This is a genomic window from Aestuariivirga litoralis (genome assembly GCF_015714715.1).
Taxonomy (GTDB): domain Bacteria; phylum Pseudomonadota; class Alphaproteobacteria; order Rhizobiales; family Aestuariivirgaceae; genus Aestuariivirga; species Aestuariivirga litoralis_A.
Genome location: NZ_WAHS01000001.1, coordinates 1,946,143 through 1,959,711 on the forward strand (window position 1 = coordinate 1,946,143; position 13,569 = coordinate 1,959,711).

Here is a 13,569-nt window from a genome sequence, read left to right on the forward strand (position 1 = left end):
TCATGCGACCAGAACCCGGGTTTGCGTTTCACCCTGCAATTCCAACAGCGCCTTCTTGAGAAGAGCGGCTGCCGTCTCGCGCCGGTATTCGGCGGAGGCCCGCATATCGGTGAGCGGCGCATAATCATCGAGCGTGATGGACAGCGCTTGCGCAAGTGTTTTGCCGCGCAATGCGTCTTCCGTTTTGGTGGCGCGCTTTGGAGTTGCTGCCATGCCGCCGAAAGCGATGCGGGCTTCGCTGATCACATCGCCATCCAGCGTGAAACGGAAGGCGGCCATGACAGCGGAAATATCCTGGTCGAAACGTTTGGATATTTTGTAGGCCTTGAACTGCTGATTGGCCTTCAGTTTGGGCACATCGATCTGCCAGACCAGTTCGCCGGGCACGCGGTCCTGCTTGCCGTAAGCGATGAAGTAATCTTCTATGGGCATGGCCCGCGTGGCTTCACCGTTGCGCAGGGTGAGCGTGGCGCCGAGCGCGATCAGCATGGGTGGCGTATCACCGATGGGCGAACCATTGGCGACATTGCCGCCAATCGTGCCCGAATTGCGCACCTGAGTTGACCCAATGCGCCGCACAACACTTCCGAAATCTGCTGCGTGCGATGAAAGCGCATTCAGCGCTGCTGTGTAGGTGGCCCCGGCCCCGACAGAAATTCCGTCCCCGCTCACTTTGACTTCGGCAAAGTCAGTGGCGCGGCCTGTATAGATGATCTGCTTTTGTGGGCGCATCAGCTTGGTCACCCAGAGCCCAATATCGGTGGCTCCGGCGACAATGCGCGCTTGCGGATATTTTGCGGCCAAAGTGGCTAGCGCCGCGCCCGATGCGGGGGCAGCGAAGAAGGAGTCTTCGTTGCCGATGAACAGGTCTTCATTGGCGATGGATTGCAAAGCGGCGGCAGCCTGTTTGGCATCGGCGCTGAATTTGTCGGAGAGCTTGTTGCAGGCTTTCAAGCCAGCATCGACGATGGGTTTGTAGCCGGTGCAGCGGCAGAGATTGCCGGCTATAGCCAGCAGAATATCATCCCGCGAAACATTCTGTTTCTGGTGGCCCAGCGCAAACAGCGACATTACAAAGCCCGGTGTGCAGAAGCCGCATTGCGAACCGTGGGTTTCCACCATGGCGGCCTGCACAGGATGCAGCTTGCCGCCCTCGGCGAGGTCTTCGACGGTGATCAGTTCCTTGCCGTGGATCTGGCCCAGAAAAAGGATGCAGGCATTGACGGCCTTGTACTGCACGCTGCCATTCACCAGGTCGCCCAGCACCACGGTGCAGGCGCCGCAATCGCCTTCATTGCAGCCTTCCTTGGTGCCGCGCGAACGCTCGGTGAGGCGCAGGTAATCCAGCAGCATCGTATCGGGTACGAAATTTTCCACCTGCACCATTTTGCCACGCCGCAGGAAGGAGAGCGCCATTACGAGCCCCGATAGGTCGAATAGCCGAAGGGCGAGAGCAGGAGCGGCACATGATAATGTGCGCTTGCGTCGGAGATGCCAAAAGAGATCGGAATCACATCAAGGAACAGCGGCTCGGGCAGTTCGATGCCTGAAGAACGCAAATAATCGCCGGCATGAAAGCGCAACTCATATCGCCCGGTGCTAAGATCGTCGCCTTCGAGAAGCGGCGCATCGGCGCGGCCATCATCGTTAGTGGTGATCACCTTGACACGCTCGCCGCCGCGCCACACTTCAATGGCCAAGCCCGCCGCTGGCTTGCCTGTTGCGGTATCCAACACATGGGTCGTCAGTCTTCCCATTCCGTCAGGTCCATTCCCGTCAAAACGGAAGAATCTTAACACGCGGGAATTGTTCTCAAAAGTACAAAATGGAAGTGCTCCTGTTCACTTTTTGAGAACAGCATTCATTTTAGGCAATTGCGCAGTCATGATGTCTAGAAATGCATCAACCGCAGGGCGGTTGCGCAAGCCGCGGCGCTTGATGACTGCGAACTCGTCACGCGCCAAACCCTTGTCCGTCAAGGGGATTGCCACCAGAGTGCCCTGCCGCAAATCTGTCTCGATGCCGATGGGCGGCTGGAAGGCGATACACTGGTTCAAACGCGCCATGGTTGCCATCAAACGCAACGAATTGCACTCCATCACCCGGGCACCATGGGGCATTTTCGTGCGACGGCGTAATGTATGTTCCAATATAGCGCGTAGGCTGATGTCATTGGAGGGCCAGGCCACAGCATGTTCCATGCATTGGCCAAGGGTCAGGGTTTTCGCCTTGGCCAGCGCATGATCGGGCGACATGACGGCACAGACTTTCAAGGCCGCCCCTGTCACGACTTCCAGATTGCGCAATTGCTTCGGGTTGAAGGTGAAACCCACTTCGGCGCGGTGGTCATGCACCATTTCGGTCACCGTCTCGGAACCCGCCACGCTCACGCTGAAGGTGATGCCGGGATAGGTGGTCGCATAAGTCTGCAGCAATTCCGGCAGCAAAGAGACCGAGACCGATTCCACCGAAGCGATGCGCAAGTGCCCCTGGCGAAGACCATTCAAGGCATCAAGCCGCTCAATGATGTTCTCAAGGCTGTGCCGCGAGGCACGCAGGCCCTGCAGCAGAATCTCACCGGCAGGCGAGAGGGAGATGTTGCGGCCATCGCGGTCCAGCACGGCGGTGGCCAATTCGGATTCCAGCAGTTTGAGCTGGCGGCTGATGGCCGAGGGCGCAACGTTGAGCCTACGCGCCGCCTCGCGCACCGAGCCGGTTTCCGCCACGGCGAGGAAATAACGATAGGCAATGTCGAGGAATGAAGCAGGCATGGGCAAAGCATAAGCGGGATTTGCAGTGCGCGTCACCACCGCTCTTGTCCACCGCGCATCGCTTGCAATCTTTGCGGCGGCGGAGACTTGCTCTATGCTTCTGATCCTCTTGGGGAGAACAAGGTCATGTTAATCAGGGAAGGCGTGGAGCGGGACCAGGCCATCGATATCAGGCTGGCCTGCGTGCTGGGCTGCGTGGCTGGGGCGATGAATGCGGCGGCGTTTTTCGCAGTCGGGTTCTTTTCCGCCAACATGACGGGCAATCTTTCCAGCCTGTCAGAGAAAATAGCTTCCGGCGAATATGCGTTAGCGTCATTCTTCCTTTCGATCCTAATGGCTTTCATTTTCGGCTCGCTGTGTTCGTCCTCGTTGATCACGGCAGGGCGCAGAAAGACGCGCAAAATTTATGCCTATGCTTTGGTGCTCGAAGCTTCACTTATTGCTCTGGTCGGCGGATCGGACCTGTGGGCCAACAGGGATTGGCGGGTCTCGATCATCGTGCTGGGGCTGGCCTTTGCCATGGGTTTCCAGAATGCCATCAGCACGCTGATCTCGTCAGCCCGGGTGCGCACCACGCATGTTTCCGGCCTGATCACTGATATTGGGATTGCGGCCTCGAGTTTTCTGATGGGCAAACATGAACTCCGGGGCATCAATGCCTCAAACCTGCAGCTGCAGCTCATCACTGTGGGGTCTTTTTTGGTGGGTGGCGTGATGGGCGTGCTGCTTTACCGGGTGATGGGCGGCTATCTGCAACTGATCACCGCGCTGGCGCTGCTCACGCTTTCGCTGCTCACAATCACCAATCCGGACACCCCAGCGCATGACCGCGCCAAGGGCTGACTGAAGCCTCAAGCTTTGCCTTGGTAACAGCCCGCAGAGTGGCTTGATTTTGACCCGTTTCCGGCGCAAAAGGCCGCAAGCAAGCGCGATTTCCGGCCCGGCACCCGTCTGGCCGATGGGAAATCGCGCCGTTTAATTGAACTGGCGCCTGTTCCCGCCGTTAAAGTTTCTGACTTTGCCGGAACAAGCGTTTTTAAGGATTCTGAATGGCCAAAGAAGAACTTCTCGAATTTGAAGGCACGGTTGCCGAACTGCTGCCCAACGCCACGTTCCGGGTGAAGCTGGATCACAACGGCCACGAGATCATCGCGCATACATCCGGCAAAATGCGCAAGAATCGCATCCGCGTTCTGGCCGGCGACCGGGTGATGGTCGAAATGACGCCCTATGATCTGACCAAGGGCCGCATCAATTACCGGTTCAAATAAAACATGAGCGACGACAAGGCACGTCTGGTTCTGGCCAGTGGTAGCCCACGACGACTGACGCTGCTGGACCGCATCGGGCTGGCGCCTGATCTGCTCAACCCTGCCGACATCGATGAAACGCCGTTGAAGCGCGAAAGCCCGCGCAAGCTTTCTGTGCGCCTGGCCGAAGCCAAGGCCAGAAAGGCGAAAGACGCGCCGCAGGTCAAAGCTTTGGGCCGCAACACCTATATTCTGGCTGCCGATACGGTGGTGGCGTTGGGCCGGCGCATCCTCCCGAAAGCCGAAACCTATCAGGACGCCAAGGACTGTCTCACGCTACTGTCTGGCCGTTCGCACTGGGTCTACTCCACCGTCTCGCTTATCGCGCCCGATGGCCGGCAGACCACGCGCACCAGTGAGACAAAAGTGCGCTTCAAGCGCCTCTCGCGCGAAGATCTCGACAGCTATCTGAAGAGCGAAGAATGGAAAGGCAAGGCCGGCGGCTACGCCATCCAAGGCCGCGCCGAAGCCTTTGTGCGCTATCTCTCCGGCTCGCATGCCGCCGTGGTTGGCCTGCCGCTGAATGAAACCGTGTCGCTTCTGCAGGGTGCCCGCTATCCCGTCTATGAGCACTGGATGGCGAATCCTCCCGAGGGTTTCTGAGGCGTGGCGAAAGTCGTCACTTTTCCAAGGCCCCGGCCCTGCCCCATCTGTAACAAACCGGCCGGGCCGAAACATCATCCTTTTTGCTCAGACCGCTGCCGCGAGGTGGACCTGAACCGCTGGCTGGGCGGGCAATATGCCATCCCTGCAGTGGAGAATGACGAAGAAGATTCAGGCCCTTCGCAAGGCGATTGAAAGATGGGTTGCAAGGCCTGTGCGCCTCGCCTATAGGGGGCCCGCGCGCTTCCAAAGCGCCGTGCCCAGGTAGCTCAGTTGGTAGAGCAGCGGATTGAAAATCCGCGTGTCACTGGTTCGATTCCGGTCCTGGGCACCACTTATTTCTCACATCATTTTGAATTTGGATCACTGCCGCAGCTGCGGTGGGACGCAATTCATCTGCCCGGCATTGTGGTATGTTTAAAATTCGGACCAGTCATCGCCCGCAAGCTTGTGTGCGACTCCTGTTCCTGTGCGCTGCAGCGGGATGAACTTTTCGGGGCGCACGGACGCGGTCTTTTTGGTGTTTGACGGTGATTTTGAATCTTCTCTGCTGATCGCGGACGAAGCGGTCGTTGAAAAGCGCGAAACCAGCTTTGCCAATTCAACGGTCTGCTCAGTCAGCATGCGTGTTGCTGCCGTGGTTTCTTCCACCATAGCTGCATTTTGTTGCGTGGCCTTATCCATATTGTCGACAGCCGCATTGACTTCCTGAAGGCCGGAGGCCTGTTGCTCGGCGCTCTGGGCAATCTCTGAGATGACTGTATTGATTTCTCCTACGCGTTCGATGATGGAACGCAATGAATCGCCGGTTGCTGTTACAAGACCGACACCCTCCTCCACCGAATCTTGCGACGAAGACAAAATGACCTTGATCTCTTTCGCGGCACCCGCCGATCTTTGAGCCAGCGCGCGCACTTCCTGAGCCACAACTGCAAATCCGCGACCGGCATCGCCCGCGCGCGCCGCCTCAACGCCGGCATTCAGGGCAAGAAGATTTGTCTGGAACGAGATTTCGTCAATCATCCCGATAATCTGTGTGATTTTTTTGGAGCTTTCCTCGATGCGATGCATCGCGTCGATGGCATGCGCAACCACTTCACCGCTTTTGTCAGCGTCAACTTTGGCCGATTGAACCACTTCTCGTGCACGGACCGCCCCACTCGCAGTAATCCGCACCTTGTCGGTGATCTGCGCGACGGCGGCAGCGGTTTCCTCAAGGGTTGCCGCCTGGCTCTCGCTCCTGCGCGACAGATCACCTGAAGCTTCAGCAATTTCCCCGGTACCGGACATGATGCTTTCAGCACCAAGCTTCACATTTGAGATCAATTCCTGCAGGGCGTCGATGGTCTTGTTATAGTTTTGACGAAGAACGTCCAAAGATTCCGCAAACGGGGTTGTCAGCTTGCACGTCAGGTCGCCGGCCGACAGCCGATTGAGAGCCTCACCCATTTCTTCAATCACGCGCTTGTTCTCTGCCTGATTGGCCGCCACGGCATCAGCCTGCTGTTTCATAATTGTAAGTGTGCCAGTTTTTTCAATGTCACTGGCCCTGATTTTTTGGGATTGGCTTTTGAACACCGCAAGCGCGCGCGCCATCACGCCAATTTCATCCTTCCTGTCCTCGTAGGGAATTGCAATTTCAATATTTCCCTGAGACAGCACTTCCATCGCCCGGGAAAGCCTGGTGATGCCCTGCACGATGATTTTTTGACCGAGAAAACTCAGAAGACCGATCATTGTCAGGATGACCGCGAAAACTCCGATGATCAAATTCATGCCCCGGTCGGCGCCACTCTTGCTCAAGCTTTCACTGGCAGCGATGTCGTTGTTGATAAAGTATACGGAGGACTCTACGGTAGACTCCAGACCATAGAAGGCGGTCATGGCCTTATTGATATCTTCGTCTTTGCTGGACGCGTTGCTGACCACTGCGGGAAGCGCTTCGGTCTCCAAAACTTTCCAAAATACATCTCCCTTGCTGTGCAGGGCGGCGAAGAATTCTTTCCACTGTGGAATGTCGGCCTTGCCACGCTGCTTCATGACCTCGTCCCAAAGGGCGAGACGGGTGGTAAAGTCCTTGTGGAGCTGAGCCACCTTGTCGCGTGCTGCAGGTATTTTATCCGCAGGGGTGATGTCCAACGCGTGGATAATCAGCATGGCCTGATACGGCGTCAGCGGTGGTGGCAAGATATCGGCGATGAGATCCTTGCCCTCAGCAATCTTTGAGTAGTTGTCGCTGCCAATCCTGTAGGTGTTATCGATCTGATACATCGCAACCCCTGCCACAATGATGCCGGCAATTATGGAGCTGGCTCCGAGCAGCATGCCGCGCCGAATGCTGAAAAAACCAAGTTGCGTTTTTTGATCGTAGGTTTCGGAGGTTGCATATTGCATTTGGCCATCTCTTTTGGTGCTGAATCCCGCGGTGTGTGATGCTTGGCAAAGCTTAAGTGAAGCTGTTGCAACCTGATTTATAAGGAGAATGTACGCTTATGCACATTTGCTGGACCCCGCACTTTGCTAATGACAACTAGCAAAAGTTTGAAAGTTGGAAGCCGTTGTCAGCCATGCGATCGAAAGAATATTGAATGCCAAAAAGCGTCAGGACGGCGTTGGACAATCGACTGCTTCGCGCACTTCCAAAAGCAGATCTCGAGGCCATGTATCAGCATTTTGAATGGGTCGATTTGAACAGCCACGACGTTCTTCATTCCCAAGGCCAAACCATCAGGCATATCTATTTTCCAGTCTCCGGCATCTGCTCGGTTCTCGCTCTCTGCAACGATGGCACGCGTATTGAAACCGGGCTCATCGGGCGTGAAGGGCTGATCGGCGCTTCATTGTGCTTCGCAGTGACAGATGCACCCTTTGAGGTTGTAGTCCAGGTTCCGGGACGGTCGATCAGAATCGCTGAACGCGCCTTTCTCGAGACCTTCAACTCCAGTGTTGAAACGAGAACTGCAATCCTCCGCTTTGTTTACACTCTCATGGTGCAGACCGCACAAACGGCATTGGCGAATGGGCGCATGACAATCCAACAGAGGCTCGCGCGTTGGCTTCTCATGTGCCAGGACAGGTTGGATACTGCGGAATTCGTCATCACCCATGAGTTCTTGTCGCAGACTCTTGCTGTGCGCCGGGCGGGCGTCACGGTTGCCTTGCAGGTTCTGGAAGGCCAGAATGCCATCAAATCCATGAGGGGCAAAGTGCGGATTCTTGACCGCCCATCGCTGTTGAAAATTGCGGGTGGCGCCTATGGCGTGCCCGAGAATGAATATCAAAGATTTTTTTGAGCATTGGGCAAATGAGAAAATCAAGACTGTACCGCCGAAGCAACCCTTTCCTGGGGTGGCGTGGCAAATTGGGTGGGTAGCGGACGATGACCCGCGCGCCTAAGCCCGGCGTCACTGCTCACAGCGAGCCAAAATCCCGGCGAACCTATTGGTTTGAGATCGCCTGGAATCTGGCAGCAGTTGCACTTTTTTTGATTGTAGTGATTGCGTTGCTCTGGCCCAATTTGGAGGCAACCCTGAGATCCTATTTCAGGGGCTGATGCATGACGCCAGGCGCGCCACCGTGATGGGCCGCATGAAACGCTATTGGCCTTGCGTCAGAGCGGAACGGTGATTGTGGCCTGGAGGCTCTGGCTCTGGATCGATGCACCGATGCCGCCATAACTGCCGTCAACGCCCAAAGTGAGTCCGTGTGCGCCACGCCAATTCAATCCGGCATTGACCTTTCCTGCCAGACCCTGTGTGTCGTTGAACCCGGCCAGAACCCCGTTGCCAAAGGCATAGTCGGCCTCGCCTGCAAGATAAGGCGTCAACACCGCGCCATTGCCCAACTCCCAACTATGGGAGATGCGCAGGCCGGGTGAGATTAGACCCACGCCCAGAGACTGGGCCGCATGCGGCACCACCGCGTTGTCAGTATAGGCGGCCTGCCATTCAAACAAGCCCGAGCCACGCACGAATGGCGTCATGGAAAGTGCGCCACCAGCCAACTCATAAGAAGCGGTGACGCTGGTGCCAAGACGTTACGCGGTGGTGGAGCCTGCCACGGCAATGGCGCTGATGTCATAGCCCAGCAGCGTGCCATAGACCCGCGTGTCACTGGTTCGATTCCGGTCCTGGGCACCATTTATTTCGCAGTCATCTGTTCGAACAGGACGCCGATTTCTTTTTCGCCTGCGCCGGCTGCGATGGACTTATCCATGAGCGCCAGCAGCGAATCGAGATGGGCGACATTCGCACCCGCCGTGCGGCATTCTTCGACGATTTTGATGGCCGCGCCGCGCCATACATTCATGGTGGCGCCCAGGCCTTCGTCATAGCTGCGCGTTATGGTTTGATCAGCGAGGATGGCCATTTCGCGGCCCAGATTGCCGCTGCTTAAGTAACGCAGATTGTAATCGCTCCACGCCCTGAGATCGACGCCGGAGCTTGCGCACATGGCAGCACCTTGCAGGAGCGACAGATAACAACCGAGCGAAAATGAATCATGCGCCTTGGCGAAGGATGGCGCTGCCCCGTGCGATGCGCCGACGTGATAGACATTTCCGGCCATGGCGCGGAGCGTAGCGGCGTGCTCATTGAAAACTTCCGGCGGGCCCGAACAGACCAGATTGGCGCGCGCTTCCAATATGTCATCGGGATAGGCCAGGATCTGGCCATCGAGATAGCGCACGCTCGCCGCTGCCATCCGAGACGCCAATTCGCGCGATTCTGCCGAGGTGATCGTGCTGAGCTGGATGAGTGTTCGCCCCGCCGCTGCCGCAATGGCCTTGCCGTTCAACACGCTCATGCATGCAGCGTGATCGGACAGGCACATGATCGTCACCGGAGACGCGCCGATGGCGGCGGAGAGATCTGGTATAAAAGTCGCGCCCTGTTCCACCAGTGCTTCAGCTTTATCGGGGCTTCGATTCCACACTGTGACGGGCAAGCCGCGTTTGAGCAGCCCATTCGCGAGTGCGCCGCCCATCGCACCCAGCCCCAGAACAGTAACGGCACTGTGTTGCGGTTCAGCCATCGCTACCCCTCCGCTTGGATCGTGCGCCCCCTGCCGACAATCCTGCCGTCAGGACCAAGCTGCCTTTATTTTTCGCTTTTCACAAGGCCGGAGCCGGTGATTACGAAACCTTGACCGGCAGCCCGGTTTTCCAGCTTTGCGTGGCAGCTTCGGCCAGTTTCTGCGCCTGCAGGCCGTCAAAGCCGCTGGGCTTGGGGTCGCGGTTACCGGTTTCAACCGCATTGATGAACAGGTTCAGCTCATTGGTGTAGGCTGGCAGATAGCGCTCAAGGAAGAAGTTCATGATCGGGTCGGTCTTGTAACCTTCGGCCGTCTGCAATTCGACCGTGGTTTCATGCATGTTCTTGGCATGGATCATGCCTTTCGAACCATGCACTTCCAGGCGCTGGTCATAGCCATAAGTGGCGCGGCGTGAATTGGTGATCACCGCGATGCGGCCGGATTTGGTCTGCATCTGCACGGCTGCCGTGTCGACGTCTCCGGCTTCACCGATCTTCTTGTCCACCAGAGCCGCACCCAGTGCACTCACCGAGACGAACTCTTCGCCCATCAGGAAGCGTGCCAGGTCAAAGTCATGGATCATCATGTCGGCGAAAATGCCGCCTGAGCCCTTCACATATTCGGCCGGTGGCGGAGATGGATCGCGGCTGATCACGGTAATGAGTTCGATATCGCCGACAGCACCGGCGCGGATGCGCTTTTCAGCGGCGGCAAAGCTCGGGTCAAAGCGGCGGTTGAAGCCGATCATCAAGGTCGACTTGTTCTTCTCGATAACTTTCAGCGTCTCTTCAATCTTGGCCACGCTGAGCGAGACCGGCTTTTCGCACATGATCGCCTTGCCGGCATTAGATGCGGCCTGGATCTGTTCTGCATGGAAACCGGTGGGCGAGCCGATCAGTACGGCATCCACATCAGAGGCCTTCATGATCTCTTCAACGCTGGCAACCTTGGCGCCATATTGGGCGGCCAGGTCCTGCGCGGCCTGCGGCACGGCATCGGCAATGTAAGCGAGCTGGGCCTTGGAATTGCTTGCAATGGTCTTGGCATGCACTTTGCCAATGCGGCCTGCGCCAATGACACCAAATCTGATCATTTCATTCTCCCTGGAAGGGCTCCGCTTTGCTCTCATTTGCAGCGAAAGGCAATTCTGGGATTTCACTTATCGCCGCGCGCTGAATTGGCTAAAACATCCGTATGTCTCATACTTACGCCTTTGCGCCCGCACCCGTCGCCACCCTCGCCATTTTGGGAACAGACAAGCTGTTTCCGGTGTCTCGCATTTTCTGCGTGGGCCGGAACTATGATGAGCATGCCCGCGAAATGGGCCACACGGGCGAACGCGAAGCGCCGTTCTTTTTCATGAAACCGGCGGATGCGATTGTTCCGGTTGGGCAGCCCATTCCCTATCCTTCAGAGTCGCAGGATGTGCATCACGAAGTGGAACTGGTGGTGGCGCTGGACAAAGGCGGCGTGAACCTGACTGTGGTGCAGGCGCTGGACCATGTGTTCGGCTATGCCGTGGGCATTGATCTCACGCGGCGTGACCTGCAGGCGGTGGCAAAGAAGCAGAGCCGCCCGTGGGAAACCGCGAAATCATTTGCAGCATCCGCTCCCATTGGCCCGCTTACGCTGGCCAGCGCCTGCGGGCATTTGTCGTCAGGCGAAATCTGGCTCGATGCCGATGGCGCAAGGCGGCAGACCGGAGATTTGAAAGACATGATCTGGAACGTGCCAGAGATCGTGGCGCAGCTTTCAAAGTATTTCACCTTGAACGCCGGCGACGTCATCATGACCGGCACGCCCGCCGGCGTGGGCCCGGTGCAGCGTGGCATGAAGTTGACCGCCGGGATCGCCAAGCTGGCGCCCATTGCGTTTGAGGTGCGTTAGCTCGCCTTGCCCTTCGGGCCTTTGTAAGGTTCGAAGCCGCCTTCTTTGCCTTTGAATTTCGGTTTGCCCTTGAATTTCGGCTTGCCGCCGAAAGGCTTCTTGCCTTCATGCGCAGGCTTTGCGTCGAAGCCGTGTGGCTTCTTGTTTTCGTAAGGTTCCTTGCCTTCACGGCTTGGCTTTGCCTCGAAGACATGAGGTTTCTTTGCCTCGTAATTCTCCTTGCCTTCGCGGCGTTCGAAGCTGCGCTTGCGCTCAGATTTTGGCGCTTGCGCCGGCATGACGCCATCGAGCCTGGAAATCGTCACGTCATCCTTGTCGGCGATCACCATGGCGGCAGCAAATTTATCCGCCGCGTGGGCAGCGATTTCAAAGCGCGTTTCATTTTCATTGATGCGGATTGCGCCGATGTCCGGCTTGGTCACATGGCCGCGGCGGCAGATCATCGGCAGCAGCCATTTCGGATCGGCATTGTTCTTGCGGCCAATATCGAGACGAAACCAGGTATATTCGCGCGGGCCAGAGCCACGCTCTTCTTTGCGGCGCAAAGACTTGGGCTCGCGGAAGTCGTTGCGGGACGCACGATTGTCACCGGGGCCTGGATCAAACACATCTTCAGCGGCAGGCAGGCGCGAACGGTAGATGCGCACCAGTGCTGCTGCCACTTCTTCTGGCTGCCTGTTTGCGAGAACTGCACGCGCCATTTCCAGATCTTCCTCGCTGTTCACAGCTGTCAGGATCGGGTCCTGCAACATGCGCTGCTGGTCGAGCTTGCGGATGTCTTCGGCCTGTGGCGGGCCGCTCCAGACCGGGTTGACCTTGGCTGTGGCCAAGAGCTGCTCGGCCCTGCGGCGGCGCGACAAAGGCACCAGCAGAACCGAAACGCCCTTGCGCCCGGCGCGGCCGGTGCGGCCGGAGCGATGCTGCAAGGTTTCGGCATCGTTCGGCAGATCAGCGTGGATCACGAGATTCAAGTTGGGCAAATCGATGCCGCGTGCGGCCACATCAGTGGCCACGCAGACGCGAGCGCGGCCATCACGCAAAGCCTGCAAAGCGTGGTTGCGTTCCGCCTGGCTCAACTCGCCCGAGAGATTGACCGCCGCAAAGCCGCGTTCAGAAAGCGTGGCGTGCAGATGGCGCACATGATCGCGGGTGTTGCAGAACACGATGGCCGATTGTGATTCCACAAAGCGCAACACGTTGACGACGGCATGTTCCACTTCATTCGGTGCCACGCGCATGGCGCGGTATTCAATATCGGCATGGGCGCGCTCGGAACCCTTGGCCTCGATGCGCAAGGCATCGCGCTGGTATTTCTTGGCCAGCAAGGCGATGGGCTTCGGCATGGTGGCTGAGAACATCAAAGTCTGGCGCGTCTTCGGCGTGGCTTCGAGGATGAATTCGAGATCTTCGCGGAAGCCGAGGTCGAGCATCTCATCGGCTTCGTCAAGAACGACGGCCTTCAGCTCATCAATCTTCAGCGCGCCGCGTTCAAGATGATCGCGCAGGCGGCCCGGCGTGCCGACAATGATATGCGCGCCATCATAAAGGCGGCGGCGTTCGCGGCCCGGGTCCATCCCGCCCACGCAGGAGAGAATGCGGGCACCCGTGTGGGCGTAAAGCCAGGTGAGTTCGCGTTCGACCTGCATCGCCAATTCGCGCGTCGGCGCCACGATCAGCGCCAGTGGATCAGCTTCCTGCTCAAAGCGCAGATTTTCGCCGAGCAAGGTGGAGGCAATGGCTAAGCCGTAAGCCACCGTCTTGCCGGAGCCGGTCTGGGCGGAAACCACCATGTCACGGCCCGTGGCGCGCGCTTCAAGAACGGCGAGCTGAACGGCGGTGGGGTCTTCGTAATTGCGCTCAGTGAGGGCGCGGGCAATAGGGGCTGGTGTAATGGGAAATGGCAAGGGCGCGTCTTTTCAAAAGGGGAATGAGCGCCGCGCTTACAGCTTTTGCGCCGGAAATGCCAC

Annotated in this window: 14 protein-coding genes and 1 tRNA gene; 7 read left to right on the forward strand and 8 right to left on the reverse strand. The window is 57.8% G+C overall.

Features of this window, described 5'->3' with window-relative positions; genetic code table 11:
* The 3 genes from xdhA to F8B91_RS09865 form a co-directional block, all read right to left on the reverse strand.
* Nucleotides 1-1,416: a xanthine dehydrogenase small subunit gene (xdhA, locus tag F8B91_RS09855; RefSeq protein ID WP_196503532.1), complete on the reverse strand. Its 1,416-nt coding sequence runs from the start codon at nt 1,414-1,416 to the stop codon at nt 1-3.
* On the reverse strand, nt 1,416-1,757 hold the full coding sequence (gene uraH / locus F8B91_RS09860) for a hydroxyisourate hydrolase (RefSeq protein ID WP_196503533.1): 342 nt from the start codon (nt 1,755-1,757) through the stop codon (nt 1,416-1,418). The genes xdhA and uraH overlap by 1 nt, the downstream gene beginning before the upstream one ends.
* Before the next feature lie 84 nt (nt 1,758-1,841).
* Complete coding sequence (locus F8B91_RS09865; RefSeq protein WP_196503534.1) at nt 1,842-2,807, reverse strand: LysR substrate-binding domain-containing protein; 966 nt, start codon at nt 2,805-2,807, stop codon at nt 1,842-1,844.
* Nucleotides 2,808-2,897: 90 nt separating this feature from the next.
* On the opposite strand from F8B91_RS09865, the gene F8B91_RS09870 reads away from it, so the two are divergent.
* From F8B91_RS09870 to F8B91_RS09890, 5 genes are all read left to right on the forward strand, one after another.
* A complete protein-coding gene (locus tag F8B91_RS09870; protein ID WP_196503535.1) occupies nt 2,898-3,614 on the forward strand; it encodes a YoaK family protein in 717 nt (238 codons plus the stop codon).
* Nucleotides 3,615-3,820: 206 nt separating this feature from the next.
* Nucleotides 3,821-4,042: a translation initiation factor IF-1 gene (gene infA, locus F8B91_RS09875; RefSeq protein WP_196503536.1), complete on the forward strand. Its 222-nt coding sequence runs from the start codon at nt 3,821-3,823 to the stop codon at nt 4,040-4,042.
* A gap of 3 nt (nt 4,043-4,045) precedes the next feature.
* Nucleotides 4,046-4,684, forward strand: coding sequence for a Maf family nucleotide pyrophosphatase (locus F8B91_RS09880; RefSeq protein ID WP_196503537.1), 639 nt, complete (start codon nt 4,046-4,048; stop codon nt 4,682-4,684).
* Nucleotides 4,685-4,687: 3 nt separating this feature from the next.
* A complete protein-coding gene (gene yacG / locus F8B91_RS09885) occupies nt 4,688-4,879 on the forward strand; it encodes a DNA gyrase inhibitor YacG (protein ID WP_196503538.1) in 192 nt (63 codons plus the stop codon).
* 63 nt (nt 4,880-4,942) lie between these two features.
* Nucleotides 4,943-5,018: transfer RNA gene (locus F8B91_RS09890), tRNA-Phe, on the forward strand.
* Between the two features lie 83 nt (nt 5,019-5,101).
* Here the strand turns inward: F8B91_RS09890 and F8B91_RS16925 are convergent.
* Nucleotides 5,102-7,078: a methyl-accepting chemotaxis protein gene (locus F8B91_RS16925; RefSeq protein WP_246715009.1), complete on the reverse strand. Its 1,977-nt coding sequence runs from the start codon at nt 7,076-7,078 to the stop codon at nt 5,102-5,104.
* A 266-nt stretch (nt 7,079-7,344) separates the two neighbouring features.
* Between F8B91_RS16925 and F8B91_RS09900 the strand changes: the two genes are divergently transcribed.
* Nucleotides 7,345-7,977: a Crp/Fnr family transcriptional regulator gene (locus F8B91_RS09900; RefSeq protein WP_196503539.1), complete on the forward strand. Its 633-nt coding sequence runs from the start codon at nt 7,345-7,347 to the stop codon at nt 7,975-7,977.
* Nucleotides 7,978-8,294: 317 nt separating this feature from the next.
* Here the strand turns inward: F8B91_RS09900 and F8B91_RS09905 are convergent, their stop codons facing one another.
* From F8B91_RS09905 to iolG, 3 genes are all read right to left on the reverse strand, one after another.
* A complete protein-coding gene (locus tag F8B91_RS09905; protein ID WP_196503540.1) occupies nt 8,295-8,666 on the reverse strand; it encodes an autotransporter outer membrane beta-barrel domain-containing protein in 372 nt (123 codons plus the stop codon).
* A 158-nt stretch (nt 8,667-8,824) separates the two neighbouring features.
* On the reverse strand, nt 8,825-9,715 hold the full coding sequence (locus F8B91_RS09910; RefSeq protein WP_196503541.1) for an NAD(P)-dependent oxidoreductase: 891 nt from the start codon (nt 9,713-9,715) through the stop codon (nt 8,825-8,827).
* 100 nt (nt 9,716-9,815) lie between these two features.
* Entirely contained in the window at nt 9,816-10,808 is a 993-nt protein-coding gene (iolG, locus tag F8B91_RS09915) for an inositol 2-dehydrogenase (protein WP_196503542.1), read from the reverse strand.
* A gap of 101 nt (nt 10,809-10,909) precedes the next feature.
* Between iolG and F8B91_RS09920 the strand changes: the two genes are divergently transcribed.
* Nucleotides 10,910-11,602 carry a fumarylacetoacetate hydrolase family protein gene (locus F8B91_RS09920; RefSeq protein WP_196503543.1) on the forward strand — a complete coding sequence of 231 codons (693 nt, stop codon included), beginning with the start codon at nt 10,910-10,912 and terminating at the stop codon, nt 11,600-11,602.
* Here F8B91_RS09920 and F8B91_RS09925 read toward each other — a convergent pair.
* Nucleotides 11,599-13,506 (reverse strand): DEAD/DEAH box helicase, encoded by a 1,908-nt coding sequence (locus F8B91_RS09925; RefSeq protein ID WP_196503544.1) that lies wholly within the window; start codon nt 13,504-13,506, stop codon nt 11,599-11,601. The two genes, F8B91_RS09920 and F8B91_RS09925, sit on opposite strands and share 4 nt — an antisense overlap.
* Between the last annotated feature and the right edge of the window lie 63 nt (nt 13,507-13,569).